This is a genomic window from Streptomyces sp. NBC_00984 (assembly GCF_045162475.1).
GTDB lineage: Bacteria > Actinomycetota > Actinomycetes > Streptomycetales > Streptomycetaceae > Streptomyces.
Window position 1 is genome coordinate 5281672 of the sequence record NZ_CP108734.1, and the last position, 19558, is coordinate 5301229.

The window sequence follows — 19558 nt, forward strand, 5'->3', positions numbered from 1 at the left end:
GAGGCATGCCTGTCGGGGCATGCCTGAGGGGGCGCGTGATGCGGCGAGGCGAAAAGGGTGGCGGGGCGAGGGCCCCGGAGGGCGGGCCGGGTCTGCCGGCCCAGCTGCGCAATCCGCCGGGCGGCCGCAATGCGCGGATCATGCTGCTCGCCCTGGCCGTGGACCGGACCGGCTCGGGGCTGTGGGCCGCGTCCTCGGTCCTGTATCTGACGTTCGTGACGCATCTGAGCGCCCAGCGGATCGGCGTCCTGCTGGGCGCGGCCGGGGTCGCGGGCATCGCCGGTTCGCCGCTGGCGGGGCGGCTGGCCGGCCGCTTCCCGGTGCGCCCGCTGCTGATCGGCTGCCATCTGCTCCGGCTGGTGACCCTCGGCCTGGTCCTGGTGTGCTCGGGTTTCGACGCGCTGCTGCCCGTCGTCGCCGTGACCTACCTGGGCGACCGGGCCGCCAAGACGCTGGAGATGCTCTTCGCCACCCGGGTCGCGGGCGAGCGGCGCGCGGCTTATCAGGCGCTGTCGCGCAGCGCGGCCAACGCGGGCTACGGCGTCGGTGCCGGGATCGCGGCGATCGGCCTGGCGGTGGGGACCACGGGCGCCTATCGCGCCCTGATCCTGGGCAACGCGCTGTCGTTCGCCGTCGCCGCGGTGCTGGTGTGGCGCACGAGCGAGCCGGCGGAGAAGACCGTCGAGGTGGCACGGGCCGGGGATGCGGCACGGACGGGGGGCGCGGCACGGGCCGGGGATGCGGGGTCCGGTGCCCCGGTCTTCGCGGGCGAGCGGGATTCGGTCCGCCCCTCCAGCCCGTGGCGGGACCGCGGCTATCTCCGCTTCGTCCTCCTGGACATCCCGATGAACCTCGACGACTCGGTCCTCGCCGTCGGCCTGCCGCTGTGGCTGGTGGACCGCACCTCCGCACCGCATGCCCTGGTCCCGGCCTTCCTCGTCCTCAACACCATGATGGTCGTGGTGCTCCAGCTGAGCGTGTCGAAGCGGGCCGAAGGGCCGCGCCGGGCGACCAGGGCGGTGCTGCTCTACGGGGTCCTGATGTTCGCCGGCTGCGGCTTCCTGGCCGCGGCCACCCGGGGCGGGAGCCGGGTGGCCGGGGCGGTCCTGCTCGCCGCGGCGCTGCTGGTCACGCTGGCGGAGCTGATGCGGTCGGTGAGTTCGTGGGAGCTCGCGGTCCTGCTCGCGCCCCGGGACGCCCGAGCCGCGTATCTGGGGGTGGCCGGGATGTCGCAGTCCATCCAGAAGTCCGCCGGGCCGCCGCTGCTGACCGGTGTGGTGATGGCGGCCGGGCCGGCGGGGTGGCTGGTGCTGGGGACGGCGGTCGCGGGCCTGGCGGTCGTGCAACGGCGGGCCTGTGCGCACCGGCTCGGCATCGGCTCGCCCCCGGCGGAGGCCGCCGCTCTCACGGTTAGGTAGACTGACCTACCTAATTAAGGAGGCGGGTGGACGTGGGCGACGCGAAGGCCGAGGAGAAGCAGCCGGTGAAGCGGCGGCGGGGGGTGGCGCGCGGCCGGATTCTCGACGCCGCCGCGCGCCGGTTCTACACCGACGGCGTGGCGGCGACGGGCATCGACACGATCACGGCCGAGGCCGGCGTCGCGAAGATGAGCCTCTACAACAACTTCGACTCCAAGGCCGACCTCGTCTGCGCCTACCTCCAGGCCAGGCACGAGGAGTGGCTCGACCTCTACCGGCGACGCCTGGCCGGTGCGCGGGGACCGGCAGCGGCGGTACTGGCCGTCTTCGACGCCTACGCCGACCATGCCGATCTCGCCTACGAGCACGGCTTCCGGGGCTGCGGACTGCTCAACGCCGCCGCCGAACTGCCCACCGGGCACGAGGGCCGGACCGTGGTCCGCCACCACAAGGAGCAGGTCGAGAGCCTGCTCGCCGCCCACCTCCAGGAGCTGCTGCCGGGCCAGGAGGAGAAGGCCCGGGGCACGGCGGAGCACCTGGCGTTCCTGCTCGAAGGGGCCATCGTGCGCGCGGGCCTCGAAGGCGACGCCGTACGCATGCGGCGCGCCCGGGACCTGGCGGCCTCCCTGGTGGGCGCCCTGTGAGCCGGCCGGCCGGGCGCGCCGCCGGACCGGGCCTCGGCGCGCTCGCGGTCCTGCTGGCCTCGGTGCTCTGGGGCACCACGGGCACCGCGGCCACCTTCGCGCCCCAGGTCGGGCCGCTGGCGATCGGCGCCGCCGCGATGGGCCTGGGCGGCCTGCTCCAGGCACTGCTGGCCGGACGCGGCATCGCACGGGGCCGCGCGGCGCTGCGGGCGCAGTGGCGGATCGTGCTCGTCGGGGGAGCGGGCGTGGCGCTGTATCCGCTCGCGTTCTACACCTCCATGCACCTGGCCGGTGTCGCGGTCGGCACGGTCGTCTCCATCGGCTCCGCCCCGCTGGCATCGGCCCTGATCGAGCGGCTCGCCGACGGCCGGCGCCTGTCCCGGAGATGGATGGCGGGGGCCGCCCTGGGGCTGGCCGGCACGGTGCTGCTGTGTGCGGCCGAGGCCGCGCAGGCCGGTACCGGAACCGGTACGGGCTCCGCCCGGCAGACCGTCGCGGGAGTGGGCCTCGGGCTGGTCGCGGGCGTCACCTACGCCGTGTACGCGTGGGCGGCGCACCGCCTCATCACCCGCGGCATCGGCTCGCGGGCGGCCATGGGGGCGGTGTTCGGCCTCGGCGGGCTGATGCTCGTACCGGTCCTGCTGGCCACCGGCGCGCCGCTGGTCGCCTCCTGGGCGAACGCGGGCGTCGGGCTCTACATGGCGCTGGTGCCGATGTTCATCGGGTACGTCCTGTTCGGCTTCGGCCTGTCCCGCATCCCGGTCTCCACCGCGACGACCCTGTCCCTGCTGGAGCCCGCCGTGGCGGCCGTCTTCGCGGTCCTGGTCGTCGGCGAGCACTTCCCCGCCCTCGGCTGGACCGGCATCGCCCTCGTCATCGCCTGCCTGGGCGTACTGACCGCCCCGTCCCGGCCAGTCCGCGTACGCGGGGGCGCGGCGGCCTCCCCGGCCCCGGCCCCGACCCGGGCCACCGCACCGGCCCGACCCGCTCCTACCCCTCCAGGAACACCGGATTGGTGAGCGCCGCCAGTGCCCCCGGCAGCCCCGGCACCGTCGCCGGATGCCGGACCTCGGCCCGTACGTAGGCGGCGTAGGCCGGAGTCGTGCGCCACTCCACCGTCCCCGTGCCCGACTCGGGCAGCGCGGCCGTGAACAGCGTGCCCTGGTCGGTGACGAAGTGCGCGGTGCAGCCGGGCGCCCCGGTCACCTCCAGCCGCACGGTGACCGGGGTGTCGTCCCCGTCCACCCGCAGCCGCCCACCGATCCCGGCGTGCAGCCCGCGCCCGCCCGAGACGCCGAAGGAGACCGTGACGGCGGACGACTCCGCGATGTACGAGTGCCCGGCCCGGATCCCGGCCACGATCGCCTCGCGCGACAGTTCGTCGGCGAGGACGACGGTCTGCGGCAGCCCCACCACGTCCGGCTCCCGGTGAGCGTCGCTGTTGCCCATCGCCGCGACCCACGGCTTCGACCAACGGACGGCGGCGACCAGGGAGTTGTCCCACTCGGCGAGAGCGATCTCGTCCTCCGGGGAGTACGCCCCGTTCCACACCTCCACCGCGTCCGCCTCGCCGAAGCCGAATTTCCAGTGGCAGCCGATGCAGGTGGCGTGCGGATGGGCGGGCACGACCAGGCCGCCGGCCTTGCGCACGGCCTTGGCGTAGTGGCCGAACCGGTTGTCGCGGGCCCGGTAGCGCCAGTCCACGAACGTGCCCGGATCGGTGGCCACCGCGAGGACATGCCCGTTGCGGGTGGTGATCTCCTCGCCGGTGAGGACGAGCAGGTCGTCGCCCCACAGCCCGCCCCACACTCCGTGCGCGGAGTACGTGTTGTGCTCGCTGCTGTTGATGAAGTCGAGCCCGGCCGCACGCGCGGCGGCGGCGATCTCGGCGGGGGTGCGTCTGCCGTCCGAGTGCGTGGAGTGGAGGTGGCAGTCCCCCCGGTACCAGGCCCGTCCGCGCCCCTTCGCGCGCTCCGGCGGGTACACGGGCTTTGGCGTGGACCCGGCGGGCCCGAAGCGCAGGGTGATCGTCACCTCGTACGGCAGCCCCTCGGGGGCGACGGTGTAGGGGCCGAGCGCGATGTTCCACGTGCCGGCCCGGACCGGCCCGGCGATGTAGCCGGGCGTCGCCTCGTCCGCCCGGATGAAGAAGCTGCCGCGCGCCCCGCCGGACCACCCCCGGAATCCGCGCCCGCCCAGCGCGGTGCCGCGCTCGTCGAAGATGCCGATGTCGAGGGCGTTGCCCTGTGTCCCGGCCGGCACGGGTGTCCTCTCGTACGTGTACGAGACGGCGATCTCCCGTACCCCGCGCGGTACTTCGACCGGCAGGTACACGAAGTCGGGCGACCCGGTCGGCAGGGTGCCGCGCACGGTCCTGGCCCGGTCCGGGCCGTCCTCACCCTCGTTGCCGCCGTTCGGGGTCGCGGCGTCGGCGAAGCTCACAGTGCCCAACGTCAGAGCGGTGGCGGCCGTCCCGACGAGAAGGCCGCGCCTGGCCATCGGGTGGCCATGAGCGGAATGCGATGCGGACATGCGAAGGGCTCCCCTGGTGTCGTGAGCGGCAAGGCGTGAGCGGCGAGGCGTGAGCGAGCGGGACGGAACGACGCGCACCCGAAACCCTGGCGGCCGGCGGTGAACTCCGGACGAACGCCGGGATACCTGAACGGGCCGGCCCCTCAACTGCCTGGTTCCCCGATTTCCCCGACTTCCCGCATGCTCGGCTTTCCGCACCGCACGGCATACGTTGGGTTCTCGTCCCTCACCGGATCACGACGGAGGTGTCCTCATATGCGGATCGCCACAACGATCTTCCTCACCGATGAGACGATCACGCCGCTGCGGCTCGCCCGCGAGCTCGAACAGCGCGGCTTCGACGGGCTCTATCTGCCCGAGCACACCCACATCCCGGTGAGCAGGGACACCCCCTACCCGGCGGGCGGCGAACTCCCGCCCGAGTACGGCCGCACCCTCGATCCCTTCGTCGCTCTCGCCCAGGCCGCCGCTGTCACCGAACGCCTCGCGCTGGGCACCGGCATCACGCTCGTCGCCCAGCACGACCCGATCGACCTGGCCAAGCAGGCCGCCACCCTCGACCATCTCTCCGGCGGCCGGTTCACGCTGGGCGTCGGCTACGGCTGGAACGTCGAGGAGGCCGCGGACCATGGGGTCGACTGGCCCGCCCGCCGCGACCTCGTCCGCGACCGGCTGGCCCTGATGCGCGCCCTGTGGGCGGACGAACCCACGGCGTACAAGGGCGAGTTCGGCTCGGTCCGGGCCAGCCACGCGTACCCGAAGCCGGTCCAGGCGCCCCGCGGCCCGGTGAACGGCCCCCGCACCCTGATCGGCGGCGCGGCGGGTCCGAAGCTGTTCGACCACATCGCGCAGTACGCCGACGGCTGGCTCCCCATCGGCGGCCGGGGCCTGACCGAATCCGTACCGAAGCTCCGCGAGGCCTGGAAGGAGGCGGGCCGCGACCCGGAACACCTCCAGGTCGTCCCGTACGCGGTGCTGCCCAGCGCGGGGAAGCTCGCGCACTACGCGGACCTGGGCATCGAGGAGATCGTCCTGCAACTGCCCCCGGCGGGCGAGGCGGAGGTGCTGCGGGCACTCGACGGCTACGCGGAGCACCTCTGAGCGACAGATGCCCGTCCCCATGCCGGTACCCGTACCCGTACCCACGCCCACGGTCAGGGATGGTTGCGGGTGCAACCATTTGCCCGGAATCAGCATCTTCCTGGGTTAAGGATCAAATAGTCGGTGAGCCCGGGAGTGGATCAGGATGAACAGGCCGTTGCGGCACATAGCCATATTCTGCGGGCTGCTGGTGTTGGGGCTACTGCTGCGGGCGAACTGGATCCAGTATGTCAAGAGCGAGCCCCTGGCCACTCATGAGAACAACCGACGGGTGAAGATCGCCCAGTTCGCCACCCCGCGCGGCGACATCGTCGTCGGCAGCGACGCGATCACCGGTTCCAAGGCGGTCGACGGAACGGACTTCAAGTACCGGCGGACCTTCAAGCAGGGCCCGATGTACGCCCCCGTCACCGGATACGCCTCCCAGGCGCAGGGCATGTCCCTCCTGGAGAAGACGTACGACAGCATCCTGAGCGGCCAGGACGACCGGTTCGCGTTCCGGCACGCCAAGGACATCATCACCGGCGAGCAGCGGCGCGGCGGTGATGTGATCACCACGATCGACCCGAAGGCGCAGAAGGCCGGTTACAAGGGCCTGACCGACCTCGGCGCGCGGGGCGCGGTCGTCGCGCTGGACCCGAGCACGGGGAAGGTCCTGGCCCTCGTCTCCACCCCTTCGTACGATCCGTCGGTCTTCGCCGGGAACTCGTTCAAGGAGGGGGACAAGTTCCAGGCGCTCGTCAAGGACAAGAGCAAGCCGCTGGCCAACCGCCCGCTGCGGGAGACCTTCCCGCCCGGCTCGACGTTCAAGATCCTCACGGCGGCCGCGGCCCTGGAGAACGGCGTGGTCACCGATGTCGACGCGGCATCCGACGCCGTCTCCCCGTACCCCCTGCCGCTCTCCACGAACAAGATCGGCAGCGAGGCCGGCGACGCGGTGTGCAACAAGGCGTCCATGAAGACCGCGATGCAGTACTCCTGCAACAACGTCTTCCTCGACGCGGCGTCCAAGGTCGGCGCCGACAAGATGCGTGAGACCGCGGAGAAGTTCGGCTTCAACTCCGATGTCTACTCCGAGGAGTTCGGCGACATGCTCGCCACCAAGAGCCTCTACCCGAACAAACTGGACAAGCCCGGAACGGCGCTGACGGGCATGGGGCAGGGCAGTCTCACCAGCACGCCGATGCAGATGGCGATGGTGACGGCCGCCCTCGCCAACGACGGCAAGCTGATGCAGCCGTACATCGTCGACGAGCTGCGCGGCCCCGACCTGTCGGTCCTGGAGAAGAACGAACCGAAGCTCAAGAGCCAGGCCGTGTCCGAGGATACGGCGAAGAAGGTCCAGGAAATGATGGAGTTCACGGCCAAGGAGGGCAGCGCCAAGCGGGCCCTGATCGACGGCGTCACGGTCGGCGGCAAGACCGGCACGGCGCAGCGCGGTGTCAATGTGAACGACGAGGTGCCGTACGGCTGGTTCGTCTCGTACGGCAAGGCCGACGGCAAGTCGGTGGCGGTCGCGGTGTTCATCGACCCGACGGCCATGGACATCTCCCGGTCGGACATCTCCGGTGGCCGGCTGGGTGCGCCGATCGCGAAGAGCGTGATGAAGGCGGTGCTGGGCAAGTAGCCCCCTGGGACACGTGTGCGATCACCGTGTGCACTCTTCTTTACGAGTCGCACACATCTCGCTTGTGTCCCGGGCCGTCCCGCGTTCGCGCGTCGTTCGCGCGTCGTTCGTGAAGCCCCGGCAGAAGCGCACACTTCACCGGTCCGGGGGGAACGGAATGCCCAACTACCCACGCACGGCGGCGAGATCCGAGAGATCGGCGGCGTACGCGGCGCTGCTGCTCGCGCTGTCGGTCCTGCTCTCGCTACTGATACCCGCGACCGCCGCGCAGGCGTACGCCCCCACGGCGGCGGCCGGCGCCCCGTCCGACGAGGACGACAGCGAGGGCTGCGTACTGCCCGGCGACGGCCCGTACCGGGTCCTCTCGCAGGTCAGCGAGGCCGAGCACGGCTTCCCCGCCGCGTACGCCCTCGCCGTCCGCCGCATCTCCGACCCGGCCGGCTGCACCCACCCGGCGCTGAACGGATACAACTCCGGCCCCACGGCCGCCGATCCGGCCCGCGGATGCCGGACCTTCACCGCCCCGGCCGCCGGACGCTACGACGCGTACGCCGTCCACGACGGCGTACGGTCCGTGCTCGCCGTGTACGACCGGGAGGGCAGGACCGTCTGCGCGACCTGGGACGTCTGCTCCCTCCCCGCCGCCGGTGACTACACCGTCTTCACCGACGCCCCCACCCTCCTCATCGACCACTCCGCCACCACCGGCTGCGAGCCGGTCGAACTCGGCGTGCACCACGCCGGGTTCGCCGTCGGCGGTGAGATCGACTGCCTGTCCCTGCCGCTCCCCGGGGGTGCCCGGCTGGCGGTGCTGCGGGCGTTCAACGGGCCCGCACCACGTCCCGAGGCCACCGTGGTCGACGCCGACGGCATCCAGCGGTGCGGCACGTCCCAGCTCTCGGCCGGGACCTGCGGACTCACCGGCAAGGCCCCGTTCCGGGTCCTGGTCTCCACCACCAGCGAGTCGAACCCGACCGGCCCGTACACCCTCGCCCTGCACCGCACCGACGCGGCGAGCGACTGCCCGGCCGTCCCGGCGGGCGACTTCACCGCGACCGGCCCCGCCGCCCGCGTCGTCACCGGGAACGGCGTCTTCTCGAACTGCCTGAGCATCCCGGCCGACGACCACAGCACCCAGGAGAACATCCAGTTCCGGGCGGCACCCGGCACCACGGCCCTCGCCGGGTTCACCGTCCTGGACGCCCAGGGCAAGCAGATCTGCTCGGCCGGCCTCAACAGCTGGACGACCTGCGCGCTGACCCCCGGCGTCGCCCACACCGTGCTGGTCACCGGCCGCGACACCCCCGCCGAGTACATCCTGGCCCGCCGCGACGTCACCTCGACCGCCAAGGGCTGCACCCCGAACCCGGCGACGAAGGTCGGCGGCCCGTCCACCGGCGGCACCATGGGCGCCCCCGGCGAGCTGCGCTGCCGCCAGGTCACCACCGCCGACGCCAAGGACACCCTGCACATCGACGTCCGCGACCCGTACGGCGCCGCGAACATCGTGGTGTACGGCGCCGACGGCGTCGGCCACTGCAACAAGAACCGGGCGTGCGCCGTCACCGGCTCCACCCACTACCAGGTCCTGGTCACCGTCCCCGTGACGCTGAAGGCCCCCGACACGTACCGCTTCGACGCCCTGCGCATCGCGGGCCCGGAGGGCCCGGCCGCCGAGTGCGACAAGCCGCAGAGCATCGCGTACGTGTACGGCCCGATCACCGGCACCCTCGACGAGCAGCACACCGCCGTCTGCGCCGCGCTGCCCACCGGGTACAGCGACCGCTTCAAGATGGAGATCAGTGACACGACGGGCGCCGCCGAGGCGGCGGTGCCCGCGCTGTACGACCCGAGCCTCGACAACGGCTGCACGTATGCCACCCCCGGCGGCTACTCCTGCGCGGTGATCGAGCAGTACTCCAGGGAGACCACCCCGAGCATCCTCGTGCTCTCGCTGCCGGAGGAGGCCTCGAAGACCTCGTACAAGGCGGAGGCGGTCTGCACCATCGGCCTCTGCGGCCTGGAGCGGCTGTCCATCGGGCAGATGACCCCGACCACCGGGGTCGCCGGTACGAAGACGACCGTCACGGTCACCGGTACGGCCCTGCACAAGGACGACCACGTCGTGCTGCGCAGCTCCGGCCGGGAGATCACGGCGACCACCGTCTCGGTCTCGCCCGACCGCCGCACCCTCACCGCCGAGCTCGACCTGACCGGCGTGACCGAAGGCACCTGGGGCGCGAGCGTCATCACGCACACCGGCACGCAGTACCTGCGCGGCGACTTCACCGTCACCCCGGCCCCGCTCAGGAACGGCGCACTCCCGGCGATCACGGGCACGGCCCGTGTCGGCGACCGTCTCACCGCGTCCACCGGCACCTGGGCCCCCGCCCCGGTCTCGTACACCTACCAGTGGAACGCCGACGGCAAGGCGGTGTCCGGCGCGACCGCGTCCACGTACACCGTCCCGGCGTCGCTGCTCGGCAAGAAGCTCACCGCCACCGTCACGGCCCGCCGCACCGGTCACACCGACGGTTCCGCGACGACCGCATCGGTGAAGATCGCCACGGGTAGCGCGCCCAAGGCCACCAAGCAGCCCACGATCTCCGGCACCGCGAAGGTGGGCCGCACCCTCAAGGCCGCCCACGGCACCTGGACGCCCGCCCCGACCTCGTACGGCTACCAGTGGTACGCGAACGGCAAGGCGATCTCCGGCGCGACCAAGTCCTCGCTGACGCTCAAGTCCGCCCAGCGTGGCAAGAAGATCACCGTGAAGGTGGCCGCCCGCCGCACCGGCCACGCCAGTGGTACCGCCATCAGCAAGGCGACCAAGGCGGTTGCCCGCTGACGTAGTCGAGCTGAACGCAAGGGCCGGGCTTCGATGTGGCCGCGTCGCGCCGATCGCGAAGAGCGTGATGCGGGCGGTGCCGGGGAAGCAATCGGCGACACAGCGACATCGGCACAGATATGCGTGGAATGGCTTCTTTGTACCCGACCGGTCCTGCGGTGTCACGCCCTGGGCCTGTCCGAAATGACAGGTATGGGACCCCTCGGTACGTTCGCCGCAGGTCGGCCGTCAGGCCGGCGTCTCTGAGACGGAGAGAAGTGACATGCCTACGCGTACCTTCACTGTGGCCGCCGCCGTAGTCGGCACAGCGGTCCTTGCCACTGGCATCACCTATGCCTCGACTGACGGATTCACTCAGTCCGAACCGGCCGCCGGGCGGGCTGCTCAGCCCGCTCACCAAGCTGCCCCGCCCGCCCACCGGGCCGCCCCGCCCGCCCGGCAGGTTGCCCCCGCTCCGGCCCCCCTCGGCAGCGACAGCGGAACGGAGGGCAAGGGGGACAAGGGGGACAACGGTGGCGACCGTGAGGGCTCCGACCGCGGAGGGCGTGACGACGAGGGCGGCGGCCGGGGCGGGCGCGACGACGAGGGCGGCGGCCGGGGCGGGCGCGACGACGAGGGCGGCGGCCGGAAGAGGGAGCAGAGGATCTACTTCAACGAACGGGAGTACTCCGCCTATCCGGGGGGCTGCGTCCCCGCGGCCAGCGGGCTGGGTTCGAGCAGCTTCAGCATCTACAACGACAGCCGGTATGCGGTCGAGGTCTTTCGGGGGTTCGCCTGTGACGGCGGCTCTCCGGTCGCCACGGTCGGCCCCCACGGCAGCACCTACGGTGTCGTGACTCCTAACGTCCGAGGCGGCGGGTTCATCGACAACGGCGTCGCGGGCAGCTTCCGGGTGATCGGCCACTACGAGGAGTGGTGACGGGCCGGAGCACCGCGAGACACGGGAAGCGGCGGGCCGGGAAATCTCAGCTCCCGGGCAGCAGCGTCGGCAGCTTGCGCATGTCGTCGAAGACCACGGTGTCCGGGCCTTCCAGCCAGTGCGCCGGGGTCAGCCCGCCCGCGTAGCCGAAGGCTCGCATCCCGGCTGAACGGGCGGCCTGCACCCCGTACTTGCTGTCCTCGACGACCACACAGGCGGCGGGCTCGACCCCCATCCGCCGGGCCGCGTGAAGGAAGAGATCGGGGGCGGGCTTTCCGCGTGCGACCTCGGTGGCGCTGAAGATGCGTCCCTCGAAGTGCGCGTAGAGCCCGGTGTGACCCAGGGTGTGGCGCATCTTGTCGTGGCTGCCGCTGGAGGCCACGCAGGTGGGGAGCGTGAGGGCGGCCAGCGCTTCGTGGATGCCCTCCACCGCGACGAGTTCGGTCTCGACCGCGTCGTGGTGGAGGGCCTCGAAGCGCTGCTGCCAGGCGGCGGACGTGCCGGGCAGCCGGGCGTCGACCAGGGCTCCGATGGACTTGTTCGACCGGCCCACGAACTTCTCGACGACCTCCTCCGCTGTCAGCGGCCACCCCAGCTCGGCGCCCACCTGGACCTGGATGCGTACGGCGATCCGTTCGCTGTCGACGAGCACGCCGTCGCAGTCGAATATGACGAGTTCAGGGGTGGTGATCATCCGGTCAGGATAGGGAACGGGGCGTGGGCGGCGTCGGCTGCGCAGTCGTGGCAGTCGCCCGGGACGGGGGAGCGGAAGGCGCGGTCGCAGCGGTCGCAGTTCTGGAGCGGGACTGCGGGCATGTCCGGGGTCGGCGGGGGCGGCAGAAGAGCCGTGAGGCGGTGCCGGAGGAGCTTGGCGGGGTGCTTGAGGGGCTGGGGGAGGTCGTGGGTGAGGGCGTGCCGGAGAGCGGCGGGTGTGGCGCCGCGCTCGAACCAGGTGGCGGCAGCGGGGGCGAGAAGGATGACGTCCTTCTCGGCGAGGTGGATCTGGGGCGCGTGGCGGGGGAGATCGGTGAGCAGCGCGGTAGCGGCGCGGATGAGCTGGGGAAGCTCCTTGCGCGGCTGGGGGAGCGGCGGGGGCGGGGCCTTGGCGGGTGCGGGTGCGGGTGCGGGTGACGGTGCCGGTTCGGGGGTTGGTGCGGGGGCTGGGCGGCTGGGCTGGCGGCGCGGTTTGGGGGCCGGGGCCGGGTGGCGTTGTGCGGTGCCGGACGGCTGGTTGTAGGAGCAAGTGCGCGTGACGACACGGCCGTTGGGAAGCCGCTCGCGGGTACGGCTCAGGTAGCCGTGGGCCTCCAGTTCGCGTAACGCGGCGGCGATACGGGCCTCGCTGTCGGGGAAGCGTTCGGCGAGCGTCTTGATGCCGATCCGCGCCCCGGCGGGAAGCGACTGGATGTACGTCGAGAGCCCGATCGCGAGCAGGGAGAGCTCGCGGTGCTGGGCGAGATGGTTGCCGATGACGGTGAAGCGGCTGGTGTGCCGGGAGTTGATGTGCATGACACCGGATGTCGGCGTGGCGCCCCCGCGAACGGGAGACGGGGCGCGCGAGGGCGCGCTAACCTGCTGTGTATCCATCGGGAAGCCCTTTACTTCCTCGGTGGTCAGGCCCTCGTTCGGGATCGTGACTCCCGGCCGGGGGCCGACGCATGTCTGGGGGTTGTCGCGGCGAGCATATGCCAGCCAATAGCCCCGAAATCCAGCTCAGTTCGCGAACCTCACCCGTGCGAGTGACGGGCCCCTGTACGTGGCTGGGGGAGGGGTTGGGTTGGGAAAGTTTCTTCTTCCCAAAGCCTTTAAAAGCCTTTTTACGTCGGGGCCCGCCGCGTCGCGGTCCCCCGGGTCGCGGCGCACCGGGTCGCGACTGTCGCGATCCGGTGCGGGACCGGGCGAACGGGGGCTGACCTGGTGCGATCAGCCCTGACGGGCGTACGTGACGAAGGCGGACCAGGTGGCGGGGGCTACGCCGAGGTGGGGGCCCTGGGTGTCCTTGGAGTCGCGGATGTGGATGGTGGTGGGGCAGGTCGCGACCTCGACGCACTCGCCGCCACCGCCGCTGCTGTAGCTCGACTTACGCCAGTCGAAGGCGACCTCGATGCACTCGCCACCCTCGCCGCTGCTGTAGCTGCTCTTGAACCAGTGGAGTTGCTCGATATTCATCGCTCTCCCAGCATCTTCTCGATCAGCGTCAGGGACTCCGTGGGCGTGAGAGCCCGCGAGCGGATGATCCCATAGCGCTCGCTGAACACGCGGACCTCCTCCGGGTCAGTAATCAGCCGCGCATGGCCGTACGTCTCTGTGTACGCCACTTCCTGGCGACCCTTGGGGGTGAGGAGCGTGAACGCTGCATCCAAGCTCGGGTGTTCCTCGCGGTCCGTTGTCATGACCTGGAGTTCCACGGTTCGCATACGGCCAACGTCCAAGAGCCTCTGCAACTGCTGCCTGTGAACGGTCCGCCCGCCGATCGGGCGCTCCAGTACGACCTGCTCCAGCACGTAGCTGAATGTTGGTGCGGGCCAGCGGTCGAAGATCTGCTGGCGATCCATGCGGTCCGCTACCCGCTTCTCAATCGTCTGCACGTCCAGCAGGGGGCGTCGCTGCGTGAAGACTGCGCGTGCATAGTCCTCGGTCTGTAGCAGGCCCGGCACTGCCTGCGTGCTGTAGATATGTAGCGCAAGCGCCTCCGCCTCCACCCGCGCGTAGTTCCGGAACCAGTCCGGATGACGGGTCCGCGCCCGCGCCAGCGCCTCCCGTACCTCGTCGACGGCGGCACACAGCACCCCGCACCCGCCGAGGAGCGGGTCCACGCGGATCAGGAACTCCGGCTGCGGCGTACGTACCCCCCGCTCCATCGCCGAGATCAGGTCTTCCCCGCAGTGGGCCGCGAGGCCCAAGTCCTTCTGGCTCATGCCCGCGCGCTCGCGCAGCACCTTGATCTGTTTGCCCAGCGCTTTGAAGAGGTGCGCCGTTCCATCCGATTCGGCCGGCCGCTCCGGCCTTTCTTCGCGTTCCGCGTTCGCCATCTGCCCCGCACCGCTCTCTGCTCGCCCGGTCACGGCCGACGCCCCGTACAGCCGACGGGGCGTGCCCGTACAGCTACTCGGCGTCGTGGTGTCACTCCTGGTCAGCGTACGAGCAACCGGACACGCTGAGTCACATGAACGCCGAAATCACCCTTGCGGGCGCCGAGTTCGTCCAACGCTTCAGTGCCACCCGTCGGGGCGCGCGACTGGCCCGTCGGCTCGCGGTGCATCAACTCGACGCCTGGGGTGTGCCGTACGGGAGCGAGCTCTCCGAGGAGGCCGCCGTGATCGTGTCCGAGCTGGCGGCCAACGCGGTGCTGCACGGGCTCGTGCCGGGGCGGGACTTCGAACTCCGGCTCGTCGTTCTCGCGGACACGCTCCGTATCGAGGTGTCCGACGCGAGAGGGGAACGGGAGCCGGAGGTGAGGCCCTCCCGCCCCGGCGCGGAATCGGGGTTCGGTCTGCACCTGGTCGGGGCGCTGGCGACGTCATGGGGCGTGAAGGACCGGGACGTGGGCAAGACGGTGTGGGCAGAACTGGCCACGGCGCCGTGAGCGTCGACCGGCAGAGCGAACTCCTCCGTGCCGCGCCACACCGACGTGGCGAGGAATCGGCTCGAATCCCGGACTATATAAATTTCTGATCATGGTGCAGCCGCGCACACATACGACCGGAGCGAGGAGGCATAGTCGTGGATCACTCCCAGTGGAAGACACGGCAGACCAGAAAGCTTCTGGGGGAGACAGCCGAGGAGTCGTCCGCCTACATCGAGGCCGGGTACGCCTTCGCGCTGGGGCAAGCTGTCTACGACCGGCGGACCGAAATCGGGCTGTCGCAGACCGAGCTGGCCCGTCGCGCAGGGATGACGCAGCCGCAGATCTCCAACATCGAGGGCGGCGACTCCATTCCGACCCTGGCCCTCCTGACGCGCCTGGCCAAGGCCTTGGATGCTTCGCTCACCATTGATCTGGACGGCGACACCTCGGCGTTCTCCTTCACCGCGCACGAACACGGCGACCCTGGTGGGATCGGAGCGGGCGGACATTCGTCGGCCGCCTGACGCAGCTTTCCCCGGTACGCATACGGCTCGGTCCGGCCCGAGGCGTCGAAGCCCCGGGGCCAGATGCCCTGGTCCGGCGCGCGGGCCCCGCTCGTATGCTCGGGTTCATGACCGATCCTCAGCGCGGACGTCCGACCACCAATTCCATGCGGCGTGCCCTCAAGCGGGCCCGTGACGGTGTCGCTCTCGATGTGGCCGAGGCCGCCGTTCTGCTCCAGGCGCGGGGCGACGACCTGACGGATCTCGCCGCTTCGGCCGCCCGGGTGCGCGATGCCGGCCTCGATGCCGCAGGGCGGCCGGGGGTGATCACGTACTCCCGCAAGGTCTTCATCCCGCTCACCCGGCTCTGCCGCGACAAGTGCCACTACTGCACCTTCGTCACCGTGCCCGGCAAGCTGCGGCGCGAGGGACACGGGATGTTCCTCTCGCCCGACGAGGTGCTGGACATCGCCCGCGAGGGCGCGGCCATGGGGTGCAAGGAAGCGCTGTTCACGCTGGGTGACCGGCCCGAGGACCGGTGGCCCGAGGCGCGGGAGTGGCTGGAGGCCGAGGGGTACGACGACACCCTCGCGTACGTACGCGCCATGGCGATCCGGGTGCTGGAAGAGACGGGGCTCCTCCCGCACCTCAACCCGGGCGTGCTGACCTGGACCGACCTTCAGCGGCTCAAGCCCGTCGCGCCGTCCATGGGCATGATGCTGGAGACGACGGCCACCCGCCTGTGGTCCGAGCCCGGCGGCCCGCACCACGGGTCCCCGGACAAGGAGCCGGCCGTGCGGCTGCGGGTGCTGGAGGACGCGGGGCGGTCCAACGTGCCGTTCACCACCGGCATCCTGATCGGCATCGGCGAGTCGTACGAGGAGCGCGCCGACTCCCTCTTCGAGCTGCGCAGGACCGCCCGCGCCTACCACGGCATCCAGGAAGTCATCGTCCAGAACTTCCGCGCCAAGCCGGACACCGCGATGCGCGGCATGCCGGACGCCGAGCTGGAGGAGCTGGCCGCCGCCATCGCCGTGGCCCGCCACATCCTCGGCCCGTCCGCCCGCATCCAGGCCCCGCCGAATCTCGTCGACGCCGAGTACGCGCTGCTCATCGGCGCCGGGATCGACGACTGGGGCGGGGTCTCGCCGCTCACGCCGGACCATGTGAACCCCGAGCGTCCCTGGCCGCACATCGACGAACTCGCGGCGAAGACCGCCGAGTCGGGCTTCGCGCTGCGGGAGCGGCTCACCATCTACCCGGAGTTCATCCGGCGCGGCGAGCCGTGGCTCGACCCCCGCCTCCTCCCGCACGTCCGCGCCCTCGCCGACCCGGAGACGGGGCTCGCCCGCGAGGGTGCCATCCCCGCCGGGCTGCCCTGGCAGGAGCCCGACCAGGAGTTCGGCGCCACCGGCCGCACCGACCTGCACCGCACCATCGACACCGAGGGCCGCACCGGCGACCGCCGCGAGGACTTCGACGAGGTGTACGGGGACTGGGAGGCGCTGCGCGAGGCCGCCGCCCCCGGCATGGTCCCGTCCCGGATCGACGGCGATGTGCGCCAGGCGCTGAGCCAGGCCGCCGACGACCCGACGAAGCTCACCGACGAGCAGGCGCTCGTCCTGCTCCACGCGGACGGCCCGGCGCTCGACGAGCTGTGCCGGATCGCGGACACCCTGCGCCGCGACGTGGTCGGCCACGACGTCACGTACATCGTCACCAGGAACATCAACTTCACCAACGTCTGCTACACCGGCTGCCGGTTCTGCGCCTTCGCCCAGCGGCGCACCGACGCCGACGCGTACACCCTCTCCCTGGACCAGGTCGCCGACCGGGCCGCGCAGGCGTGGGACGTCGGCGCGGTCGAGGTCTGCATGCAGGGCGGCATCCACCCGGACCTGCCCGGCACCGCGTACTTCGACATCGCGAAGGCGGTGCGCGAACGCGTCCCCGGCATGCATGTGCACGCCTTCTCGCCCATGGAGGTCGTCAACGGCGCCACCCGCACCGGGATGTCCATCCGTGACTGGCTGATCGCGGCGAAGGAGGCCGGGCTCGGCTCGATCCCCGGCACGGCGGCCGAGATCCTGGACGACGAGGTCCGCTGGGTCCTCACCAAGGGCAAGCTGCCGACCGCGACCTGGCTGGAGGTCATCAGGACCGCCCACGAGGTGGGCCTGCGCTCCTCGTCCACGATGATGTACGGGCATGTCGACCAGCCCCGCCACTGGCTCGGCCACCTGCGGACCCTGGCCGGCCTCCAGCAGGAGACCGGCGGCTTCACGGAGTTCGTGACGCTGCCGTTCATCCACACCAACGCGCCCGTCTATCTCGCGGGCATCGCCCGCCCCGGCCCGACCGACCGCGACAACCGGGCCGTCACCGCCATGGCCCGGCTGCTGCTGCACCCGCACATCACCAACATCCAGACCAGCTGGGTCAAGCTCGGCACGGAGGGCGCGGCCGAGATGCTCCGCTCGGGCGCCAACGACCTGGGCGGCACCCTGATGGAGGAGACCATCTCCCGGATGGCGGGCTCCGGTTACGGCTCGTACCGCTCCGTCCAGGACCTGGTCGCCATCGCGGAACTCGCGGGCCGTCCGGCGAAGCCGCGTACGACGCTGTACGGGGAGGTCCCCCAGGAGCGGGTGTCGGTGGCGGCGGCGTCCGACGGACACCTTCCGGAGCTGCTTCCCGTGCTGCCGGACTGAGGCCTGCGGCGCCGTACGCCGGAGCGGTCGTACGGCGCCGTCCGCGGCGGTTTCCCCCGTGTCACTTCCGCCAGAACAGGTGGTGCGTCACGCCGCTCGGGCTGGGCACGACATCCAGGTGGAACCGGTCGAGCAACTCGTCGGGCGACTTCCAGAGCCGCGACCCGGACCCGAGCTCCACCTGCGAGACCGCCACATGCATCGTGTCGACCAGGTCGGCGTCGAGGAACTCGCGGATGGTGGTGGCTCCGCCGCCGAGTCGGACGTCCTTGCCCTGCGCCGCTTCCCGGGCCCGTTCGAGGACCGTGGCGGGGTCGTCGTCGACGAAGTGGAACGTGGTGTCGGAGAGCGTGAACGAAGGACGCGTGTGGTGGGTCATCACGAACACCGGGGTGCGGAACGGGGGCTCGTCGCCCCACCAGCCGCGCCAGTCGTGGTCCTGCCAGGGACCGCGCTGGGGCCCGAACTTGTTGCGGCCCATGATCTCGGCGCCGATGTTGCGGGCGAAGTCCCGCGTGAGGTAGTCGTCCAGGCCGCGGCTGCCACCGGGGTCGGTACGCATGGGCCAGCTCGCCGTGGCGCCGGCCCAGGAGAACATCGCCCCGGGATCGGCGTCGCCGAACGGCCGCTCCAGGCTCTGGTTCTCGCCGGCGCCGAAGCCGTCGCTCGAAACATTGAAGTTCTGGACTCTCAGCAGCTGAGTCACGTGTCTCCTCCTGTGCGTGTCGGTAACAGTGGGACTCCCCACGCCGGGAAAAATCATCGGTGCGGACGTGGCGATATCGGCGCCTGACCGACTCCGGCGCGGGGCGGGTACACCGCGGCTCAGTGGAAGCCGAGCATCCCGGGCGAGTCGATATCGACAGTGAGGATGCCGGGCGGGTAGTCGTCCTCGCGCCCGGTCAGGATGATCGACATGCCGCCGCTCTCCTGGTGGGGTGTCGCCACGTAAAGCGTGTGGCAGGTGTCGGGCCCTCCCCAGCCGTCGCGCACCATGGCTCCGACGGTGGCCGCTGCCGTCCGGTCGAGCGGGTCGACCAGAACCCCGGGCAGCGCCAGCGCCTCACGCGCCAGGTTCTCCGATGCCGCCTCTCCGTACATGAGGCACAGCGCGGGGACGTGCAGCCAGTCTCCCGGCGTGTGGGCCATGTTGTCGGCGAGGAGGTGCAGGGCGCGATGCCCTTGGGTGAGCGCCGCCACCGCGCTCGTGTCGAGGATGATCACGCTGCCCTGTTCCGACCGGCACGCATCTTCTCGGCCGCCATGGCGTAGACATTGGCCAGCACGTCCGGACCGTCCTCGAATTCCTCATCGGTCAGGGTGCAGCCCATGCGCTCCCGGAGCACCCGTCGGGTGGTGGCCACGCGCTCGGCGATCTGGGCAGCGGTGGGCTGCTGCGAAGCCAGCTGGTCGACCAGCTGGCCCAGGCTCAGGCCGCGTTCCTTGGCCAGCTGGGCGAGGTGGTCGCGCGTCTCTTTGGGGACTTGGATCGTCGTAGTGGCCATAGAGTCACTATAGGGCCGTCATGGCAAGAGGGGTGTGTCATGTCACCCGAGGCATCTTCGTCCGGTCATAAACGACCTGCGGGACGTCCGTTCACATACCGGCTCGTACCCGATTCGTGCGCTCTACCGACCGTCTCCGTTCGATTACAGTGCTGCGCAGTCGCAGGCGGGCCGGATCTCGG

At 71.2% G+C, this 19558-nt stretch carries 18 protein-coding genes; 10 read left to right on the top strand and 8 right to left on the bottom strand.

The window, feature by feature from the left end; genetic code table 11:
* Positions 1–38 precede the first annotated feature (38 nt).
* From OG520_RS23620 to OG520_RS23630, 3 genes are read left to right on the top strand one after another with little or no spacing between them, the layout of a single operon-like run.
* On the top strand, positions 39–1418 hold the full coding sequence (locus tag OG520_RS23620; protein WP_406014499.1) for an MFS transporter: 1380 nt from the start codon (positions 39–41) through the stop codon (positions 1416–1418).
* Between the two features lie 32 nt (positions 1419–1450).
* A complete protein-coding gene (locus tag OG520_RS23625) occupies positions 1451–2062 on the top strand; it encodes a TetR/AcrR family transcriptional regulator (protein WP_406014500.1) in 612 nt (203 codons plus the stop codon).
* A complete protein-coding gene (locus OG520_RS23630; RefSeq protein WP_406014501.1) occupies positions 2059–3081 on the top strand; it encodes a DMT family transporter in 1023 nt (340 codons plus the stop codon). The genes OG520_RS23625 and OG520_RS23630 overlap by 4 nt, the downstream gene beginning before the upstream one ends.
* On the opposite strand, the gene OG520_RS23635 is transcribed toward OG520_RS23630, so the two are convergent.
* Entirely contained in the window at positions 3053–4561 is a 1509-nt protein-coding gene (locus tag OG520_RS23635; RefSeq protein WP_406016546.1) for a CehA/McbA family metallohydrolase, read from the bottom strand. The two genes, OG520_RS23630 and OG520_RS23635, sit on opposite strands and share 29 nt — an antisense overlap.
* 288 nt (positions 4562–4849) lie before the next feature.
* Between OG520_RS23635 and OG520_RS23640 the strand changes: the two genes are divergently transcribed.
* From OG520_RS23640 to OG520_RS23655, 4 genes are all read left to right on the top strand, one after another.
* Positions 4850–5695: an LLM class F420-dependent oxidoreductase gene (locus tag OG520_RS23640; RefSeq protein WP_406014502.1), complete on the top strand. Its 846-nt coding sequence runs from the start codon at positions 4850–4852 to the stop codon at positions 5693–5695.
* 145 nt (positions 5696–5840) lie between these two features.
* The gene (locus tag OG520_RS23645; RefSeq protein ID WP_406014503.1) at positions 5841–7322 is read left to right on the top strand and encodes a peptidoglycan D,D-transpeptidase FtsI family protein; all 1482 of its coding nucleotides are present in this window, start codon (positions 5841–5843) and stop codon (positions 7320–7322) included.
* A gap of 157 nt (positions 7323–7479) precedes the next feature.
* Positions 7480–10170 (top strand): hypothetical protein, encoded by a 2691-nt coding sequence (locus OG520_RS23650; protein WP_406014504.1) that lies wholly within the window; start codon positions 7480–7482, stop codon positions 10168–10170.
* Positions 10171–10432: 262 nt separating this feature from the next.
* A complete protein-coding gene (locus OG520_RS23655; RefSeq protein WP_406014505.1) occupies positions 10433–11089 on the top strand; it encodes a hypothetical protein in 657 nt (218 codons plus the stop codon).
* Positions 11090–11135: 46 nt separating this feature from the next.
* On the opposite strand, the gene OG520_RS23660 is transcribed toward OG520_RS23655, so the two are convergent.
* The 4 genes from OG520_RS23660 to OG520_RS23675 all read right to left on the bottom strand — a co-directional run bounded on the left by OG520_RS23660 (position 11136) and on the right by OG520_RS23675 (position 14121).
* The gene (locus OG520_RS23660; RefSeq protein WP_406014506.1) at positions 11136–11783 is read right to left on the bottom strand and encodes an HAD family hydrolase; all 648 of its coding nucleotides are present in this window, start codon (positions 11781–11783) and stop codon (positions 11136–11138) included.
* Complete coding sequence (locus tag OG520_RS23665) at positions 11780–12676, bottom strand: helix-turn-helix domain-containing protein (protein WP_406014507.1); 897 nt, start codon at positions 12674–12676, stop codon at positions 11780–11782. Before OG520_RS23665 ends, OG520_RS23660 begins: the two co-directional genes overlap by 4 nt.
* Positions 12677–13012: 336 nt before the next feature.
* Positions 13013–13258, bottom strand: coding sequence for a DUF397 domain-containing protein (locus tag OG520_RS23670; protein ID WP_399328194.1), 246 nt, complete (start codon positions 13256–13258; stop codon positions 13013–13015).
* On the bottom strand, positions 13255–14121 hold the full coding sequence (locus OG520_RS23675; RefSeq protein WP_399328192.1) for a Scr1 family TA system antitoxin-like transcriptional regulator: 867 nt from the start codon (positions 14119–14121) through the stop codon (positions 13255–13257). Before OG520_RS23675 ends, OG520_RS23670 begins: the two co-directional genes overlap by 4 nt.
* A 134-nt stretch (positions 14122–14255) precedes the next feature.
* Between OG520_RS23675 and OG520_RS23680 the strand changes: the two genes are divergently transcribed.
* The 3 genes from OG520_RS23680 (at position 14256) to OG520_RS23690 (ending at position 17871) form a co-directional block, all read left to right on the top strand.
* Complete coding sequence (locus OG520_RS23680; protein ID WP_406014508.1) at positions 14256–14675, top strand: ATP-binding protein; 420 nt, start codon at positions 14256–14258, stop codon at positions 14673–14675.
* A 137-nt stretch (positions 14676–14812) separates the two neighbouring features.
* A complete protein-coding gene (locus OG520_RS23685) occupies positions 14813–15181 on the top strand; it encodes a helix-turn-helix domain-containing protein (RefSeq protein ID WP_266418074.1) in 369 nt (122 codons plus the stop codon).
* A gap of 107 nt (positions 15182–15288) precedes the next feature.
* Positions 15289–17871 (top strand): bifunctional FO biosynthesis protein CofGH, encoded by a 2583-nt coding sequence (locus OG520_RS23690; protein ID WP_406014509.1) that lies wholly within the window; start codon positions 15289–15291, stop codon positions 17869–17871.
* Positions 17872–17932: 61 nt separating this feature from the next.
* On the opposite strand, the gene OG520_RS23695 is transcribed toward OG520_RS23690, so the two are convergent.
* From OG520_RS23695 to OG520_RS23705, 3 genes are all read right to left on the bottom strand, one after another.
* Complete coding sequence (locus OG520_RS23695; RefSeq protein ID WP_406014510.1) at positions 17933–18577, bottom strand: dihydrofolate reductase family protein; 645 nt, start codon at positions 18575–18577, stop codon at positions 17933–17935.
* Positions 18578–18696: 119 nt separating this feature from the next.
* Complete coding sequence (locus tag OG520_RS23700; RefSeq protein WP_406014511.1) at positions 18697–19095, bottom strand: hypothetical protein; 399 nt, start codon at positions 19093–19095, stop codon at positions 18697–18699.
* A complete protein-coding gene (locus tag OG520_RS23705; protein WP_399328184.1) occupies positions 19092–19376 on the bottom strand; it encodes a hypothetical protein in 285 nt (94 codons plus the stop codon). Before OG520_RS23705 ends, OG520_RS23700 begins: the two co-directional genes overlap by 4 nt.
* Between the last annotated feature and the right edge of the window lie 182 nt (positions 19377–19558).

Bases quoted from the DNA above. Each gene is read 5' to 3' on its own strand.
- OG520_RS23655 (WP_406014505.1), top strand. From the start codon at position 10,433: ATGCCTACGCGTACCTTCACTGTGGCCGCCGCCGTAGTCGGCACAGCG.
- OG520_RS23640 (WP_406014502.1), top strand. From the start codon at position 4,850: ATGCGGATCGCCACAACGATCTTCCTCACCGATGAGACGATCACGCCG.
- OG520_RS23680 (WP_406014508.1), top strand. From the start codon at position 14,256: ATGAACGCCGAAATCACCCTTGCGGGCGCCGAGTTCGTCCAACGCTTC.
- OG520_RS23650 (WP_406014504.1), top strand. From the start codon at position 7,480: ATGCCCAACTACCCACGCACGGCGGCGAGATCCGAGAGATCGGCGGCG.
- OG520_RS23635 (WP_406016546.1), bottom strand. From the start codon at position 4,561: ATGGCCAGGCGCGGCCTTCTCGTCGGGACGGCCGCCACCGCTCTGACG.
- OG520_RS23690 (WP_406014509.1), top strand. From the start codon at position 15,289: ATGACCGATCCTCAGCGCGGACGTCCGACCACCAATTCCATGCGGCGT.
- OG520_RS23675 (WP_399328192.1), bottom strand. From the start codon at position 14,121: ATGGCGAACGCGGAACGCGAAGAAAGGCCGGAGCGGCCGGCCGAATCG.
- OG520_RS23645 (WP_406014503.1), top strand. From the start codon at position 5,841: ATGAACAGGCCGTTGCGGCACATAGCCATATTCTGCGGGCTGCTGGTG.
- OG520_RS23660 (WP_406014506.1), bottom strand. From the start codon at position 11,783: ATGATCACCACCCCTGAACTCGTCATATTCGACTGCGACGGCGTGCTC.
- OG520_RS23620 (WP_406014499.1), top strand. From the start codon at position 39: ATGCGGCGAGGCGAAAAGGGTGGCGGGGCGAGGGCCCCGGAGGGCGGG.
- OG520_RS23705 (WP_399328184.1), bottom strand. From the start codon at position 19,376: ATGGCCACTACGACGATCCAAGTCCCCAAAGAGACGCGCGACCACCTC.
- OG520_RS23670 (WP_399328194.1), bottom strand. From the start codon at position 13,258: ATGAATATCGAGCAACTCCACTGGTTCAAGAGCAGCTACAGCAGCGGC.
- OG520_RS23665 (WP_406014507.1), bottom strand. From the start codon at position 12,676: ATGGATACACAGCAGGTTAGCGCGCCCTCGCGCGCCCCGTCTCCCGTT.